Here is a 16,024-nt window from a genome sequence, read left to right as displayed (position 1 = left end):
GTGCGAGCGGACGGCGGGAGAGGGTGTCCTCGGCGGGGAGTGCTCGGGAATGCCCGGGAGCGCTCGGCGGGAGTGCCCGGTGTTCGCGGCGGGGGAACACGGGCAGGGGCACCGCATGACCGTCCGACGGTCGTGTACTAGAGTTATCTCGACATCGAGATAACTGGCGACGGCATACGTCGCGGTCGCTGTCGCAGGGCGAGCAGGGTTGGTAAGGCTTACCTAACTTCGTGTCGCTCACCATAGCGCACCGGCGGCCGATGCACTCAAGGCACTGAAGGAGACTGTCGTGTCGGCGAACAGCTTCGACGCCCGCAGCACGCTGCAGGTGGGCGACGAGTCGTACGAAATCTTCAAGCTGGACAAAGTAGAGGGTTCCGCCCGCCTGCCGTACAGCCTGAAGGTCCTGCTGGAGAACCTGCTCCGCACCGAAGACGGCGCGAACATCACCGCCGACCACATCAGGGCGATCGGCAGCTGGGACTCCCAGGCCCAGCCCAGCCAGGAGATCCAGTTCACGCCCGCCCGCGTGATCATGCAGGACTTCACGGGTGTGCCGTGCGTCGTGGACCTCGCCACCATGCGCGAGGCCGTCAAGGAGCTGGGCGGCGACCCCGCGAAGATCAACCCGCTGGCCCCGGCCGAGCTGGTCATCGACCACTCCGTCATCGCCGACAAGTTCGGCACGCCCGACGCCTTCAGCCAGAACGTGGAGCTGGAGTACGGCCGCAACAAGGAGCGCTACCAGTTCCTGCGCTGGGGCCAGACCGCCTTCGACGAATTCAAGGTCGTCCCGCCCGGCACCGGCATCGTCCACCAGGTGAACATCGAGCACCTGGCGCGCACCGTCATGGTCCGCGACGGCCAGGCATACCCGGACACCCTCGTCGGCACCGACTCGCACACCACCATGGTCAACGGCCTCGGCGTCCTCGGCTGGGGCGTCGGCGGCATCGAGGCCGAGGCCGCGATGCTGGGCCAGCCCGTCTCGATGCTCATCCCGCGCGTCGTCGGCTTCAAGCTGACCGGCGAGCTGCCCACCGGCACCACCGCCACCGACCTGGTGCTCACCATCACCGAGATGCTGCGCAAGCACGGTGTGGTCGGCAAGTTCGTGGAGTTCTACGGCCAGGGCGTCGGCGCCGTGCCGCTGGCCAACCGCGCCACGATCGGCAACATGTCGCCGGAGTTCGGCTCCACGGCCGCGATCTTCCCGATCGACCAGGAGACCCTCAACTACCTGAAGCTGACCGGCCGCAGCGAGCAGCAGCTCGCGCTGGTCGAGGCGTACGCCAAGGCGCAGGGCATGTGGCACGATGCCGCGCACGAGCCCGAGTACAGCGAGTACCTGGAGCTGGACCTGGCCACGGTCGTCCCCTCCATCGCCGGCCCCAAGCGCCCGCAGGACCGCATCGCGCTGTCCGAGGCCAAGCACCAGTTCGGCCTGGACGTCGTCAACTACGTCTCCGAGGCGGACACCGACGAGGCGGGCAAGGAGTCCTTCCCGGCCTCCGACGCACCGGCCGTCTCCAACGGCGTGCCCACCAAGCCGGTCCAGGTCACGGGCCCCGACGGCCACACCTACGAGATCGACCACGGGGCCGTCACCGTCGCCGCGATCACCTCGTGCACCAACACCTCCAACCCGTACGTCATGGTCGGGGCCGCGCTCGTCGCCAAGAAGGCGGTGGAGAAGGGCCTCACCCGCAAGCCCTGGGTCAAGACCACCCTGGCCCCCGGCTCCCAGGTCGTCATGGACTACTACGACCGCGCGGGCCTGACGCCGTACCTCGACAAGCTCGGCTTCAACCTCGTCGGCTACGGCTGCACCACCTGCATCGGCAACTCGGGCCCGCTGCCCGAGGAGGTCTCCCAGGCGGTCAACGACAACGACCTGGCCGTCGCCGCCGTCCTGTCCGGCAACCGCAACTTCGAGGGCCGGATCAACCCCGACGTCAAGATGAACTACCTGGCGTCCCCGCCGCTGGTCGTCGCCTACGCGATCGCCGGCTCCATGAAGGTCGACATCACCACCGAGGCCCTCGGCATCGACCAGGACGGCAACCCGGTATATCTCAAGGACCTGTGGCCCTCCGAGCAGGAGATCGAGGAGGTCGTCGCCTCTGCCATCGGCCAGGAGATGTTCACCAAGGACTACGCCGACGTCTTCGCCGGCGACGCCCAGTGGCAGGCCCTGCCGATCCCCACCGGCAACACCTTCGAGTGGGACGCGGAGTCCACCTACGTCCGCAAGCCCCCGTACTTCGAGGGCATGGGCATGGAGCCGGCCCCGGTCACCGACATCTCCGGTGCCCGCGTGCTGGCCAAGCTGGGCGACTCGGTCACCACCGACCACATCTCCCCGGCCGGTGCCATCAAGGCCGACACCCCGGCAGGCAAGTACCTCACCTCGCACGGAGTCGAGCGCCGCGACTTCAACTCCTACGGCTCGCGCCGCGGCAACCACGAGGTCATGATCCGCGGCACGTTCGCCAACATCCGGCTGCGCAACCAGATCGCACCCGGCACCGAGGGCGGCTTCACGCGTGACTTCACGCGGGCGGCCGAAGGCGATGGGGAAGCCCCGGTCTCCTTCATCTACGACGCCTCGCAGAACTACCAGGCGCAGGGCATCCCGCTGGTCATCCTCGCGGGCAAGGAGTACGGCTCCGGCTCCTCGCGCGACTGGGCGGCCAAGGGCACCGCGCTGCTGGGCGTGCGCGCCGTCATCGCCGAGTCCTACGAGCGCATCCACCGCTCGAACCTGATCGGCATGGGCGTCCTGCCCCTCCAGTTCCCCGAGGGCGGCTCCGCCGAGGAGCTGGGCCTGACCGGCGAGGAGACCTTCTCCATCTCGGGCGTCACCGCGCTGAACGACGGCGGCATCCCCGAGACCGTCAAGGTGACCACGGACACGGGCGTGGAGTTCGACGCCAAGGTCCGCATCGACACCCCCGGAGAGGCCGACTACTACCGCAACGGCGGCATCCTCCAGTACGTCCTCCGCTCCCTGATCCGCGACTGACGCCTCGCGGCGTCACCGCGACCCGCACACTGATGGGCCGCACCCCTGGGGAGGGGTGCGGCCCATCCGCGTTCCGGGCGCCCGACGCCCGGCGTGCTGCCACTGGGCCCTGCGCTTGGCGCGGGTGTGGGGAGGACCATATTTCTGTTGTGCGAGTGATCTGGCCATTACATTCAGTGGGTTGAGCGTGCAGCACGCGCTGTGCACGGCATGAACCGCAACCGGGAGTTACCACGATGAACCGTCGAACGACCTGCACACGTACCCGAATCCGCCGGGGCGGCATGCCGGCCGTCCTCGCAGCGACCGGGGCCCTGTTGCTCGGCGCCTGCGGCGGCGACGGAGGTGGTTCGTCGGACGAGATCAAGGGCGCGGACAAGGGCGGCGAATCCCCCTCCGCCTCGGCCTCGGCCTCGAAGGGGGAGGCCACGGACGACGGGATCAAGCGTCCGGTGATCAAGCTGGGGAAGGGTGCGGAGAATGTCTTTGAGAAGGCGGACACGGGGGATCCGGTCAAGGACGGGGTTCTGGCGGACGCTCAGCGCGGAATCAACGCATCCGATCAGGTCATCACGCGCCACAAGGGCGTGAAAACCCTTGAGTTCTATTCGAAGAAGGGCGCGTTGCTGGATGCCAACAACTATGTGAAGGGCTGGGTCGAGGACGGCAGGAGTTGGGTCGGTAAAGTCCGTTATTACGACTGGGCTGTCGAACTTCAAGGTGAACACAAAGCGACTGTGAAGTACTGCATCGACCAGAGCGGGGGACAGACGAAATTGCTCAAGTCCGGAAAATTGCTGCCGAACAACGGCGGCAAGAAGAACTTCGGGTATGCCACGTCGCAGATGGAGCGCAACAAGGAGGGCGTCTGGCAGGAGGTCTCGGGAGACACTGAGCCTGAAGCCGAACGGTGCATGAAATGAGAGGGCGGAGTTGGGTAGCGGTCGGCTCGCTCGCGCTCTTCCTCGTCTGCCTTCCTGACGTGGCGCATGCGGGCGGGGAGGGTGAGCCGAGTTCAGGCATGGGGGAGTCGAACTTCGAAGCCAAGGGCTCCGGCGGAGGCGACAAGCAGACCACCGAGGCGAAGGTGTCCCGGGTCAAGAAGGTCGTGGTGGAGGGGGACAAGGGGGGCGGGGCCGAGGCGCTGACGCCGCGGGATTCCAACTGGGAGGCGCCCGCCTGCTGGTACGAGCCCACGATGTCGCCCAAAGAAGTCAAAGCGCTGATGAAAAAGTACGAGCCCGAGAAGCGCGAGAAGAAGAAGGAGTCGGGCGGGTTGATACCTGGCGACTCCGGGGATCTGGTGAACGCCCTTCAGCGCCAGAGCGAGAGCATCATGAAGGGCTACTTCCAGACCGACAAATACAAGAACTACAACATGGCCAAGCAGGGCAAGGGAATGTTCTGGGAAGGGGTGCGGAACCCCGAGAAGGTGGACGACCCGAAGTCCGACGACTGTACGCAGCAGGCGATTTGGGTCGACAAGGGGGATACCCCGGATGTGCCGAACCCGGTCAGCCCGAAGGTGCTCGCGGAGTCCGTGTACGACTCCCTGCCGATTCCGGACACCGATGTCTCGCTCAATCCCGAGGGCCGGCAGACGGTCAATCTGAAGACTTGGGCCTGGCTGGACAAGGCGAAGTTCAAGCCGGTGAAGGTCGGGGTGTCGCTGCCGGGCACGGGGTTGTGGGCGGAGACGACAGCCGAGCCGTACGCGCTCACTCTGGAGCCCGGCACGGACCAGGCCGAGACGTTCCCCGCGGGCGCCAAGTGCGTCGTCGAGGACGGGCGTATCGGTGCGCCGTACACGAAGGGCAAGGCGAAGCAGACCCCGCCGTGCGGGCTGACCTATCTCAAGGCGACACCAGGCGGGCAGTCCTACGAGCTGAAGGCCACCCTCATCTGGAAGGTCTCCTGGAAGGGCACCGGCGGCGCGGGGGCCGAACTGCCGCAGGGTGAGTACGGCGAGGGGCGGAGCGTGCGGGTGCGCGAGGTCCAGTCGATCGTCCGCGACTGACCGCTGACCGCTGGCCGTCGGTCGCTGGTCGCTGGTCGCTGGCCGCTGGCCGTCGGTCGCCGCCGCGCTCGCCGTTGACGGACGAACGCGGCATCCGGGCGGCACAGGAACCGCCCTTTCCCGGTGAACCCACCGGGAAAGGGCGGTGCGTGGCGGAGCCGTCGCGGTCAGCCCAGGAGTTCCACCTCCGCCAGCTCTCCCGCCCTGCCGTCGGGTACGAGGCGGTAGCGGTCGTAGCGCCCGGGTTCGGTCACGTCGAAGACCCTGGTCTGCTTGTCCCAGCGGAAGGTCTCACCGGAGCGCCGGTCCACCGGCGTCCATGTCTTTCCGTCCCGTGAGCCTTCCAGCACCCAGCTGCCCGGTGCGGTGTCCTTCGCCGCCGAGGTCAGCGTGTACGAGGTGACCCGGGAACCCCGCTCGACGGTGACCGGGGCTTGTGTGACCGCCGCCGTCGTGTCGGAGGTGTTGTCCAGGAGCGGGTTGTCCGCGTCCGGCTGGCTCACATCGCTCTTCGGCGTGGGCACCTTGTCGTCTTTGGTGAGGGAGGTGGGGCCCGCGTTCTTGCCGCTGCCCCACTTGGAGGGCTGGGGGCCCATGGCGAACTCCAGGGTGCCGCCCTTGGCCAGGAGCCGGTGGGGGAGCGCGGTGGACGTCCACTTCTTGCCGTTGACCTTGAGGCCCTGGATGTAGATGTTCTCCGCGCTGTTGCGGGGAGCCTTGATCACCAGGTCGCGGCCGTTCTCCAGGTGCACGGTCGCCTTGGTGAACAGGGGTGAGCCGACGGTGTATTCGGGGGAGCCCATGACCAGCGGGTAGAAGCCGAGCGCGCTGAAGACGTACCAGGCGGACATCTCCCCGTTGTCCTCGTCGCCGGGGTAGCCCTGGCCGATCTCGCTGCCGGTGTAGAGCCGGGAGAGGACTTCGCGGACCTTCTCCTGGGTCTTCCAGGGCTGTCCGGCCGCGTCGTAGGTGTAGGCGATGTGGTGGGAGGGCTGGTTGCTGTGCCCGTACATGCCCATCCGCACATCGCGTGCCTCGGTCATCTCGTGGATGATCCCGCCGTAGCTGCCCGCGTACTTCTTCTCCGCGGTCTCCGGGGTGGCGAAGTAGGCGTCCAGCTTCTTGGCCAGCCCGGCGCGACCGCCGTAGAGGTTGGCCAGGCCGCGGGTGTCCTGCGGCGCGGTGAAGGCGAAGTTCCAGCCGTTGGTCTCGGTGTAGTCGTAGCCCCACACGCGAGGGTCGTAGGCGTCCGGGTTCAGCCGCCAGGTGCCGTTCTCGTTGCGGCCCTGGAAGAAGCCGACCTTCTCGTCGTAGAGACGCACGTAGTTCTGGGCGCGCTGGAGGAAGTAGTCGGACTCCTCCTTGTAGCGCCGCTCGCCGGTCTTCTGGTAGAGGGCCTTGCCCATGCGGCCGATGCCGAAGTCGTTGAGGTAGCCCTCCAGCGCCCAGGACATGCCTTCCTTGGTGCGGGTGCTGGTGTAGCCCAGGAACGGGGAGGTGGTCATGCCCTTGCGGCCGACGCCGGAGGAGGGCGGGGCGACGGTGGCGTTCTTGAGCGCTGCCTCGTACGCCGACGTGGTGTCGAAGGTGACGCCCTTGGCGTACGCGTCGGCGAAGGCCACGTCGGAGGAGGTGCCGGTCATCAGGTCCGCGTAGCCGGGTGAGGACCAGCGGGAGATCCAGCCGCCGTCCTTGTACTGCTGGACGAAGCCGTCCACCATCCGCCCGGCCTTCTTGGGCGTGAGGAAGGAGTAGGCGGGCCACGTGGTGCGATATGTGTCCCAGAAGCCGTTGTTGACGTAGACCTCGCCGTCAATGATCTTCGAGCCGGTCTCGGTGGGGCTGTCCGGTTTCTCGGCCGGGGAGAACGGGCTGGCGTAGCGCGTCTGGCCGGCGGCCTTCTCGTGGCCGGAGTTGGGGTAGAGGTAGAGCCGGTAGAGGTTGGAGTAGAGCGTGGTGAGCTGGTCGGGGGTGGCGCCCTCGACCTCGATGACGTCCAGCAGGTCGTCCCACTGCCGCTGGGCGCGGTCCTTGACCTGGCCGAAGGAGCGGCCTGCGGGTATTTCGGCGCGCAGGTTGGCCTTGGCCTGGCCGACGCCGATCAGCGAGGTGGCGATGCGCATGGAGACGGTGCGGTCGGCGCCGGCGTCGAAGCGCAGGTAGCCTGCCGCGTCCTTGGCGCCGCCGCCTGCCAGCTTTCCGCCGCGGGTCGTGGGCGCGTCGAACTCCGCGTAGACGAACATCCGGGTGGCGCCGGTCGATCCGCCGCTCTTGACGTCCGAGTAGCCGCTGACGATGCCCCGCTTCTCATCCAGCGTGAGCCCGGCGCGGTCATCGACGTTGTCGAAGAGCACGCTGGCGTCCTTGCCGGGGAAGGTGAAGCGCATCATCGCCGCGTGGTCGGTCGGCGCGATCTCGGTGCGCAGCCCGTTCTCGAAGGTCACCCCGTAGTAGTGCGGTCTGGCTGTCTCCTTCGAGTGCCGGAAGGGCAGGGCGCGGGCCTTGCGGGAGGGGTCCGGGGTGCCTTCGGCCGCCGACGGCATGACCTGGAAGGTCTGCCGGTCGCCCATCCAGGGGCTGGGTTCGTGGCTGGCGCTGAACGCCTGGAGGGTGGGGAGGTTGGCCGGGTTGTCGTCGGTGTTCTTGCGCGCGTACTCGTACAGCCAGTCCGTGGCGCCGGCGTTGGTCACCGGCGTCCAGAAGTTGAAGCCGTGCGGTACGGCGGTGGCGGGGAAGTTGTTGCCCCGGGAGAAGTCGCCGCTGGAGTTGGTGCCGCGGGTGGTGACGACGTGATCGGACAGGTGCGCCTTGGGGGCCGCGGGCCGCCGGGGTGCGACCTCGATGTCGTCGATCCAGCCGCTGAAGGGCCGGGCCCCTTCGGCGGCGCCCTCGGGCGCGTCGTAGCCGACCAGGACGCGGTCGATGGTCTTGCCCGCCGCGGCCCGGCCGATCCGCGTCTCGCTGTTGTTCCACTGGTTGACGTGCAGCGTCTTGCCCTCGCCCTGGCCGCGCGGGCTCAGCCGCACGCCGTGCTGGTCGGTGGCGCGCAGGTCGCTCAGGTAGGTGCCGTCGGTGAAGGCGAGATCGACGGCTGTGTAGGTGGCGGAGTAGGAGCGGTCCTCGCCGCTCATCTCCGGGAAGAGCCGGTAGGAGAGCACGGTGTCGCGGGTGACGGGCACATCGACGTCGAAGACCTTGGTGTACGCGTAGCCCCGGCCTTTCCCGGTGTGGCTGCCCGCGTAGCGCAGTGCGTGCCTGCCGGTGAAGCCCGCTCCGGTTTTGGCGGTGGGGGAGGAGGCGGGCCCGTCTCCCGGACGGGTCGTCATGCCGGGCTTGTCCGGGGAGTCTTGAGGGGTGACACCCCCGGCGCGGGGCTTGCCGTCGGGGCCGGTCTCCACGGTGTCGAGCCAGTCGGGCGGCGGGTCGTCGGTCTCGAAGGAGGAGGCGAAGTCCCGGGCCTTCGGGCCGGTTCCGGGATCGGGGGCGCCGACGGCGGTGGACTGGGCGGCCGTAGTGGCCAGGAGGGCCAGGATCGCGATGACGGCGGGGCGTCTGGCGCCCCGCCGCGACGGTCTGAAGCGGGACAGATCTCTGCGTGGCACGCGGACCCCTCAGCAGGCAGACAGACAACGTTGTCAAGAGCGAATTACAGAGCTTAGTAATGTCCCTGGGCCCATGGGTGTCAAGGGGGCGGAAGACGTGCGAAGTCGCAGAGGTCTCAACTCGGGAAAGATGGCGGAGGAAAACGCTCTCGATCTTGCCGAGTTGGCGAGGAGTGGACTATACCTGTCCCACCTTGAACGGTAACCGCGCGCGGGATCCGTTTCACTGGCGCACCACCCGTACGGACTGCACGACCCCAGCTTCAACTGACCCGCGGTGTCGGGCCCTTCGCCGGTGGCGAGTTGACGGGAGACCGGTACACCGCCTGAGTCCTGGAGAAGGCGAGGACTTGAGCATGGGATCCACCAGTGTCAACCGTCGTGATGTGATGAAGAGGGCAACCGCCGCCGGCCTTTTCGCGGTACCCGCTATCGGCGCCCTCACCTCCTGTGCCAGCAGCGGCGGCGGCGACGAAAAGGCCGAAAAGGGAAAGAAGTCGAAGAAGAATCCGCTGGCGGTGAAAGAGGACGCGCCGCTTCAGGTCTATATCTTCAAGGGCGGCTACGAGGACAAGTACGCGCGGTTCGTCACCGACATGTACGAGAAGCGCTATCCCGAGTCCAAGCCGGACCAGAAGTCCACCGAGAAGATTTCCACCCTGGTACGCCCGCGCCTCGTCAAGGGCGATCCGCCGGACCTCGTCAACAACTCCGGTGACGACAACATGGACATCGGCAAGCTCGTGAAGAACAAGCAGGTCGCCGACCTCACCGAGCTGCTGGACGCCCCCTCCTGGGACGACCCCTCCGTGACCGTCCGCGACACCCTGATCCCCGGCATGGAGGACATGGGTCGCTTCGGCACCGACGGCTGCTACCAGCTCAACATCTCCGCGACGGTCTACGGCAACTGGTACTCCGCCAAGATGCTGGAGGAGACGCTGGAGGCCGAATACCCCAGGACCTGGGACGAGATGCTCGCCCTGTGCAAGAAGGCGAAGGCGAAGGGCATCCACGGCTGGGCGTATCCCGGCGGTCACCCCCGGTACATGCTCTTCAGCATGTACGCCATGTTCGCCCAGGCCGGCGGGCGCAAGGCCATCGAGGCGATGGACAACCTGGAGCCGAACGCCTGGACCAGCGACGCGGTGAAGTCCGTCTTCGAGGCGTGGGAGGAAGTGGTCGCCAAGAAGTACGTCCTGGGCGGCTTCGACAGCCAGCAGGCGCACGTCGAGATGCAGACCGCCTGGACGAAGGGCAAGGCCGTGTTCGTGCCCGACGGTTCCTGGGTCGAGAACGAGGCCAAGGACACCACGCCGAAGGGCTTCCGCATGGCCGTCGGCGCGACGCCGTCGCTCGACAAGGGGGACGCCATGCCCTTCGGGACGCTCTACTCCCCGCCCGGCGAGCCGTTCGTGGTCCCCGCCAAGGCCAAGAACGTGCAGGGCGGCATGGAATGGATGCGGATGTTCTACAGCAAGGAGTCGACCCGCAACTTCTTCAAGGAGGTTTCCGCGATTCCCGCCGTCAAGGGCGCGATCGACGGAATGGACCTGCCGCCCGGCGTGGAAAGCTCCCAGCGAGCCATCAAGGCCGCCGGGAAGAACATCGTGATCGCCTTCTTCAGGGAGTGGTACCCCGAGCTGTTCGAGCAGGACTTCAACGGGGCCATGCGCACGTTCATGACCGGTGAGTCCTCCGTCAAAGAGACCATGAAAGCCATGCAGAAGGGCGCTGACCGGGTCGCCAAGAACCCCGACATCCAGAAGATCAAGAAGTCCTGAGCCACGCGGCACGATCAGCGGCGGCGAATGCGCGGTGGCCGGCGGCTGCGAATGATCAGTGACACCGGCCGATCGCGGTACCGAAAGATCGACGACGGCGCAAGATCAGCTGCACCGAATGATCAGCTGCACCGAGATGATCAATGGTGGCGAAAGATCAACGGCACGGAATGACGGGCACCACGGGCGCGGAACGACGGGCGCGGGCGGAACGACCGGCGCGGCGAATCGGAGCGATGTGAAGACTCAAGTGCCAGCGGGGGAATCTCCGTCCAGGGAAAAGGGTGGCGGCGCGCCCCGCGAGGCGGACTCGCCGGGGCAGCGGGTGCTGCTGGCCGTCTCGGTTCTCATACCGCCCCGGCTCACCCCCGCCCGGGTGCGATACGACCGCCGTTACCGCGCCGTTGACCGATACCGCTTCGTCGTGGGGTTCTTGTCCCTGCCGCTGCTGTTCTACGTGGTCTTCGTGGTCTGGCCCTTCATCCAGGCGATCTTCTTCTCGTTCACGGACTGGACGGGCGGCGCCGGGCAGAACTTCGTCGGGTTCGACAACTACGTCAAGATGTGGAACGACGAAAGGTTCTGGACCTCGGCGAGGACGAGTTTCCTGCTGCTCGTCCTCGCCCCGCTCATCACGCTCGCACTGGGCCTCTTCTTCGCGTTCATGATCACCGCGGGCGGCCGGCACCGGAAGGGCCAGGCCATCGCGGGTGTGGCGGGCTCCTCGTTCTACAAGGTCGTGTACTTCTTCCCGCAGGTGCTGTCCATCGCCATCGTCGCGGTGGTATGGGGGCGGGTCTTCAACACCCGGGCCGGGCTGCTGAACGGGGTCCTCGGCGCGGTCGGGCTCGACGGCGCCGAGCAGTCCTGGCTGGGCGGGGACTACAAGCTGGCGCTCTTCGCCGTTCTCACGGTGCTGTGCTGGAGCTTCGTCGGCTTCTACGTGGTGCTCTTCTCCGCGGCCATGGGCTCCATACCCCGGGACATCTACGAGGCCGCGCTGCTGGACGGGGCCGGCCGGGCCAAGACCTTCTTCCAGGTGACGCTGCCGCTGATCTGGGACACCGTGCGCACCGGGTGGGTCTACATGGGGATCCAGGCGCTCGACTCGTTCGCCGTCGTCCAGGTCATGGTCGGGCTGGACCACCCGCTGAACGTCCTGCCGGTGTACCTCTACAAGGAGTTCCAGGAGGGGCAGTTCGGCTACGCCACCTCCCTCGGCGTCGTCCTCCTCGTCCTGAGCGTGATCTTTTCGTTGATCATAATGAGGCTCGGGAACCGCGACCGGATCGAATACTGAGACGGCGGGAGCCACACCATCATGACCACAGCCCCGACCCCGGCCCCCGCTGATGGCGGCACCCCCTCCGACGCCCGCCCACCCGCCGACGCTTCCGCGCGGCGGGGGAGCAGCCCCGGCAAAGTGTCCGAGGGCGGCACCCTGAACGTCTTCTCGCACGCCTTCCTCATCGTGTGGGTCGTGATGGCGGCCGGCCCCCTCGTGTGGATCGCCCTCACCGCCTTCCGGGCCTCCGGCGACATCCTCAGCGACCCGATGGGCCTGCCCGGTTCGCTGCACTGGGAGAACTTCAGCCACGCCTGGAACGAGGCGAAGATCGGCCGCTACGCGCTCAACTCCGTGGTGATCCTGCTGGGTTCGCTCACCGGCACCATGCTGCTGGGCTCGATGGCGGCGTATGTCATCGCGCGCTTCACCTTCGCGGGAAACCGGTTCGTCTTCCTGCTGTTCGCGGGCGGCATGATGTTCCCCGTCATCCTGGCACTGATCCCGCTGTTCAAGATGATGGACAACTTCGGGCTGCTCGATACCCGGCCGGGCCTGATGATCGCGTATATCGCCTACTCGCTGCCCTTCACCACCTTCTTCCTGACCTCCTTCTTCCGCACGCTGCCCAGCGGGGTCCAGGAAGCGGCGATGGTCGACGGGGCCTCGCACACCCGGACGTTCTTCCAGATCATGCTGCCGATGGCCAAGCCGGGACTGATCAGCATCGGCATCTTCAATTTCCTGGGCCAGTGGAACCAGTACCTGCTGCCGCTGCTGCTCAACAGCGAGAACGAGAACAGCTATGTCCTGCCCCAGGGTCTGGCCTCGCTCGCCGTGGCGCAGGGCTACCGGGGGGACTGGGGCGCCCTGTTCGCGGGGCTGACCATCGCCATGGTGCCGGTGCTCGTCGTCTACGCGGTCTTCCAGCGCCAGGTGCAGGCAGGTCTCACGGCCGGGGCCCTCAAATAGGCGTCGGCGGACGTGATTTCAGCTTGGCCACGAAAGTGGCCTAGACCTGTTGCGGCTGAAACCGCCGTGAGTAGTCTCTGCGCCACAGCGCCGCGAGGATCATCTCGCGAGGGCGCTCGGGGGGCTGCACTTGCGGGCAAGTCGACACCGATGTCGAAGGGTTGAGCAACATGAACAGAAGAGCAGTGGCGGCCGGCGCCGCAGCGCTCGCCATGGCACTGGGCGCTACGGCCTGCGGCGGTGACAGCGGGGACTCGGGCGACAAGAACACCATCAAGCTGGTGGCCGCCGACTACGGCGACAAGGCGTCGAACGCTTCCAAGATCTACTGGAATGACGTCGTCAAGGACTTCGAGAAGAAGAACAAGGGCATCAAGGTCGAGGTCCAGGTCATCAACTGGAACGAGATCGACAAGCAGGTCAAGACGATGATCCAGAGCGGAAACGTTCCGGACCTGCTCCAGACCGGCGGCTACGCCGACAAGGTCGCCGACGACCTGCTCTACAAGGCCGACGAGGTGATGTCGCCCAAGACGCGCGCCAATCTCATCCCTTCGTTCTCCAAGGCCGGCGAGGTGGACGGCACCCAGTACGGCATCCCGTGGGTCTCCTCCACCCGCGTGCTCTTCTACAACAAGAAGGTCTTCGAGAAGGCCGGCATCAAGTCACCCCCCAAGACCTGGGACGAGGTGGCGTCCGCCGCGAAGAAGATCAAGTCGTCCAAGGCGGCCGACACCCCCTACGCCCTCCCGCTCGGCCCCGAGGAGACCCAGGGCGAGTCCATGATCTGGGAAATGGGCAACGGCGGCGGCTACACCGACAGCGGCGGCAAATACACGATAGACAGCAAGGCCAACGTCGAGACCTTCAAGTGGCTCCAGGACAACCTGGTCAAGCCCAAGCTCACCTACGACAACCCGGCCACCACGGACCGCAAGACCGCCTTCGCGGACTTCGCCGCCGGCAAGGCGGGCATGCTCAACGGCCACCCGAGCCTGATCGCGATGGCCAAGGCCGGCAAGGTCGATTACGGCGTGACCACCATTCCCGGCAAGGACGGCCCGCTGAAGTCCACCCTCGGCGTCGCCGACTGGATGATGGCCTTCAAGGACGGCGGCAAGAAGGAGCAGGTGAAGAAGTTCCTCGACTTCACCTACTCCAAGAAGATGAAGAAGTTCGACGAGATGTACAACTTCATGCCGGTCACCAAGGACACCCTCCAGGACATGCAGTCCAGCGGGAAGCACAAGGACCTGGAGCCCTTCTTCAAGGAACTGCCGAACGCGAAGTTCTACCCGCTCGGCGACCCGGCCTGGGACGTGGTCTCGGCCGAGATGAAGAAGACCGGCGGCAAGGCCGTCCAGGAGGACCCGAAGTCGGTGCTCGGCGACCTGCAGAAGAAAGCGGAAGACGCGGCCTCGAACAAGTAGCCCGCTGACCGGTCCGACGCACTTCCGCCTCGCAAGGAGACCTTGTGTCAATGAAGGCCCCACCGTCCCCGGCCAGCAGGGGCCGGGTACGGGGTGGGCTCCCCGCCCGGCCAGGCCGTAAGAGCGGCCTGGCCCGGCTGGGCCCGCTTCCCTGGATTGCCCCTGTCGTCCTGCTGATCCTGGGCGTGGTCATCTGGCCCGTCTTCGAGCTGATCAGGACCTCGTTCCTGAACATCAGCATCGCGGGTGTCGTCCGCGGCTCGGCCGGTACGGACAAGTTCAAGAAGCTGTTCGACGAGACCGACTTCGGGCATGTGCTGCTCTGGACGGTGCTGTGGACCGTCGTGGTCGTCGGCGTCACCATGCTGCTCTCGCTGGGCCTCGCCCAGCTCTTCAACCAGCGCTTCCCTGGCCGCAACGTCACCCGCTGGGCGCTCATCGCCCCCTGGGCCGCCTCCGTGCTGATGACGGCCATCGGCTTCAAGTGGATGCTCAACAGCACGGCCGGCGTCCTCAACACGGTGATGATCGACCTCGGCATCATCGACAAATCCAAGGACTGGCTGGGCACTCCGGGCACCGCCTGGCCGTGGATGATGTTCGTCGCCGTCTTCGTCTCGCTGCCCTTCACCACCTACACCCTGCTGGCCGGCCTCCAGACCATCCCCGGCGAGGTGTACGAGGCGGCGCGGATAGACGGCGCCGGCGCCTGGCAGACCTACCGGGGCATCACCCTGCCGCTGCTGCGCCCGGCCTTCCTCGTCGGCGTGGTCATCAACCTCATCAACGTCTTCAACTCGTTCCCCATCATCTGGTCCATGACGCAGGGCGGGCCGGGGAGCGACACCGCGACCAGCACGGTGTTCATGTACAAGCTGAAGGAGACGGACATCGGCGAGTCCGGGGCGATGTCGGTGGTCAACTTCGCGATGGTCGTGGTGCTGGTGCTGATCTTCCTGAAGGTCAGCCGCTGGAACAAGGAGGACTGATGACGACCGCAACCCAGGTCCCCCGGGCCGTCCGGCCGCCCAAACGGACCTTCAAGCCGCGCACTCTCGTCATCGCCGCCTCCGCCTGGCTGCTCGCGGCGGTCTTCCTCGCCCCGTACCTGGAGATGATCATCACCGCGCTGCGGCCGGCCGATGAGCTGCGGGACCGCACCTATCTGCCGGACAAGCTGGCGTGGTCCAACCTCGTCAACGTCTGGAAGGAGTCCTCGCTCGGCGACAACCTCCAGGTGACGCTGCTGGTCGCGGCCGGCGCCACGGTGCTGGTGCTGCTGGTCTCGCTGCCCGCGGCCTACTACACGGCGCGGATGCGCTTCCGGGGCAGGAAGCTGTTCCTGCTGCTGGTGCTGGTCACCCAGATGTTCCAGCCGACGTCCCTGCTGGTGGGCCTGTACCGGGAGTTCCACCAGCTGGACATGCTCAACTCGGTCTGGACGCTGATCCTGTGCAACGCCGCGTTCAACCTCGCCTTCGCCGTCTGGATCCTGACCGCCTACATCAGCTCGATCCCGCCGGAGCTGGAGGAGGCCGCCATGGTGGACGGTCTCAGCCGCTTCGGGGCGATGATCAAGGTGACCCTGCCGCTGGCGCTGCCGGGCGTCGTCACCGCGGTGATCTTCACCTTCATCACCTCGTGGAACGAGTTCGTGATGGGGCTGACGCTCTCCACCGAGCCCGGCAAACAGCCGCTGACCGTGGGCATCAACAATTTCATCGGCGCCTACAACGTCCAGTGGAACTACCTGTTCGCCGCCTCGGTCGTCGCGATCGTGCCGGTGATCATCCTGTTCGCCTTCATCGAGCGGCACGTGGTCTCCGGACTGACCGCCGGCTCCGTGAAGTGACGTAGCAGGCAGGAGCGGCGGGTCCCCGGCCCAGGCCGGGGACCCGCCCCCCCTGCC

At 66.8% G+C, this 16,024-nt stretch carries 10 protein-coding genes; 9 read left to right on the top strand and 1 reads right to left on the bottom strand.

What is annotated here, in order from left to right; translation table 11 throughout:
* Positions 1-289: 289 nt before the first annotated feature.
* From acnA to ABD339_RS32315, 3 genes are all read left to right on the top strand, one after another.
* Positions 290-3,025 (top strand): aconitate hydratase AcnA, encoded by a 2,736-nt coding sequence (gene acnA, locus ABD339_RS32325; RefSeq protein ID WP_344570736.1) that lies wholly within the window; start codon positions 290-292, stop codon positions 3,023-3,025.
* Positions 3,026-3,261: 236 nt separating this feature from the next.
* The gene (locus ABD339_RS32320) at positions 3,262-3,948 is read left to right on the top strand and encodes a hypothetical protein (RefSeq protein ID WP_344570735.1); all 687 of its coding nucleotides are present in this window, start codon (positions 3,262-3,264) and stop codon (positions 3,946-3,948) included.
* A gap of 98 nt (positions 3,949-4,046) precedes the next feature.
* Positions 4,047-5,042 carry a hypothetical protein gene (locus tag ABD339_RS32315; protein WP_344570734.1) on the top strand — a complete coding sequence of 332 codons (996 nt, stop codon included), beginning with the start codon at positions 4,047-4,049 and terminating at the stop codon, positions 5,040-5,042.
* Positions 5,043-5,209: 167 nt separating this feature from the next.
* On the opposite strand, the gene ABD339_RS32310 is transcribed toward ABD339_RS32315, so the two are convergent.
* A complete protein-coding gene (locus tag ABD339_RS32310; RefSeq protein WP_344570733.1) occupies positions 5,210-8,644 on the bottom strand; it encodes a GH92 family glycosyl hydrolase in 3,435 nt (1,144 codons plus the stop codon).
* A gap of 356 nt (positions 8,645-9,000) precedes the next feature.
* On the opposite strand from ABD339_RS32310, the gene ngcE reads away from it, so the two are divergent.
* The 6 genes from ngcE (at position 9,001) to ABD339_RS32280 (ending at position 15,967) form a co-directional block, all read left to right on the top strand.
* Complete coding sequence (ngcE, locus tag ABD339_RS32305) at positions 9,001-10,428, top strand: N-acetylglucosamine/diacetylchitobiose ABC transporter substrate-binding protein (protein ID WP_344570732.1); 1,428 nt, start codon at positions 9,001-9,003, stop codon at positions 10,426-10,428.
* A gap of 349 nt (positions 10,429-10,777) precedes the next feature.
* The gene (locus ABD339_RS32300) at positions 10,778-11,728 is read left to right on the top strand and encodes a carbohydrate ABC transporter permease (RefSeq protein WP_344570756.1); all 951 of its coding nucleotides are present in this window, start codon (positions 10,778-10,780) and stop codon (positions 11,726-11,728) included.
* A 21-nt stretch (positions 11,729-11,749) separates the two neighbouring features.
* Positions 11,750-12,685, top strand: a complete 936-nt coding sequence (locus ABD339_RS32295; protein WP_344570731.1) for a carbohydrate ABC transporter permease — start codon at positions 11,750-11,752, stop codon at positions 12,683-12,685.
* A 170-nt stretch (positions 12,686-12,855) separates the two neighbouring features.
* Positions 12,856-14,115 (top strand): extracellular solute-binding protein, encoded by a 1,260-nt coding sequence (locus ABD339_RS32290; RefSeq protein WP_344570730.1) that lies wholly within the window; start codon positions 12,856-12,858, stop codon positions 14,113-14,115.
* A 50-nt stretch (positions 14,116-14,165) separates the two neighbouring features.
* Positions 14,166-15,104, top strand: a complete 939-nt coding sequence (locus ABD339_RS32285) for a carbohydrate ABC transporter permease (RefSeq protein ID WP_344570729.1) — start codon at positions 14,166-14,168, stop codon at positions 15,102-15,104.
* Positions 15,104-15,967, top strand: coding sequence for a carbohydrate ABC transporter permease (locus ABD339_RS32280; RefSeq protein WP_344570728.1), 864 nt, complete (start codon positions 15,104-15,106; stop codon positions 15,965-15,967). Before ABD339_RS32285 ends, ABD339_RS32280 begins: the two co-directional genes overlap by 1 nt.
* Positions 15,968-16,024 lie beyond the last annotated feature (57 nt).

This window comes from Streptomyces axinellae (assembly GCF_039532135.1).
GTDB classification, from domain to species: Bacteria; Actinomycetota; Actinomycetes; order Streptomycetales; family Streptomycetaceae; genus Streptomyces; species Streptomyces axinellae.
The sequence above is the reverse complement of the archived record's forward strand: the minus strand, read 5'-3'. Positions and strand labels throughout refer to the sequence as shown.

Excerpts from the sequence above, each read along its gene's own strand:
- ABD339_RS32315 (WP_344570734.1), top strand. The coding sequence starts at position 4,047 with ATGGGGGAGTCGAACTTCGAAGCCAAGGGCTCCGGCGGAGGCGACAAG.
- ngcE (WP_344570732.1), top strand. The coding sequence starts at position 9,001 with ATGGGATCCACCAGTGTCAACCGTCGTGATGTGATGAAGAGGGCAACC.
- ABD339_RS32290 (WP_344570730.1), top strand. The coding sequence starts at position 12,856 with ATGAACAGAAGAGCAGTGGCGGCCGGCGCCGCAGCGCTCGCCATGGCA.
- ABD339_RS32320 (WP_344570735.1), top strand. The coding sequence starts at position 3,262 with ATGAACCGTCGAACGACCTGCACACGTACCCGAATCCGCCGGGGCGGC.
- ABD339_RS32280 (WP_344570728.1), top strand. The coding sequence starts at position 15,104 with ATGACGACCGCAACCCAGGTCCCCCGGGCCGTCCGGCCGCCCAAACGG.
- ABD339_RS32295 (WP_344570731.1), top strand. The coding sequence starts at position 11,750 with ATGACCACAGCCCCGACCCCGGCCCCCGCTGATGGCGGCACCCCCTCC.
- ABD339_RS32285 (WP_344570729.1), top strand. The coding sequence starts at position 14,166 with ATGAAGGCCCCACCGTCCCCGGCCAGCAGGGGCCGGGTACGGGGTGGG.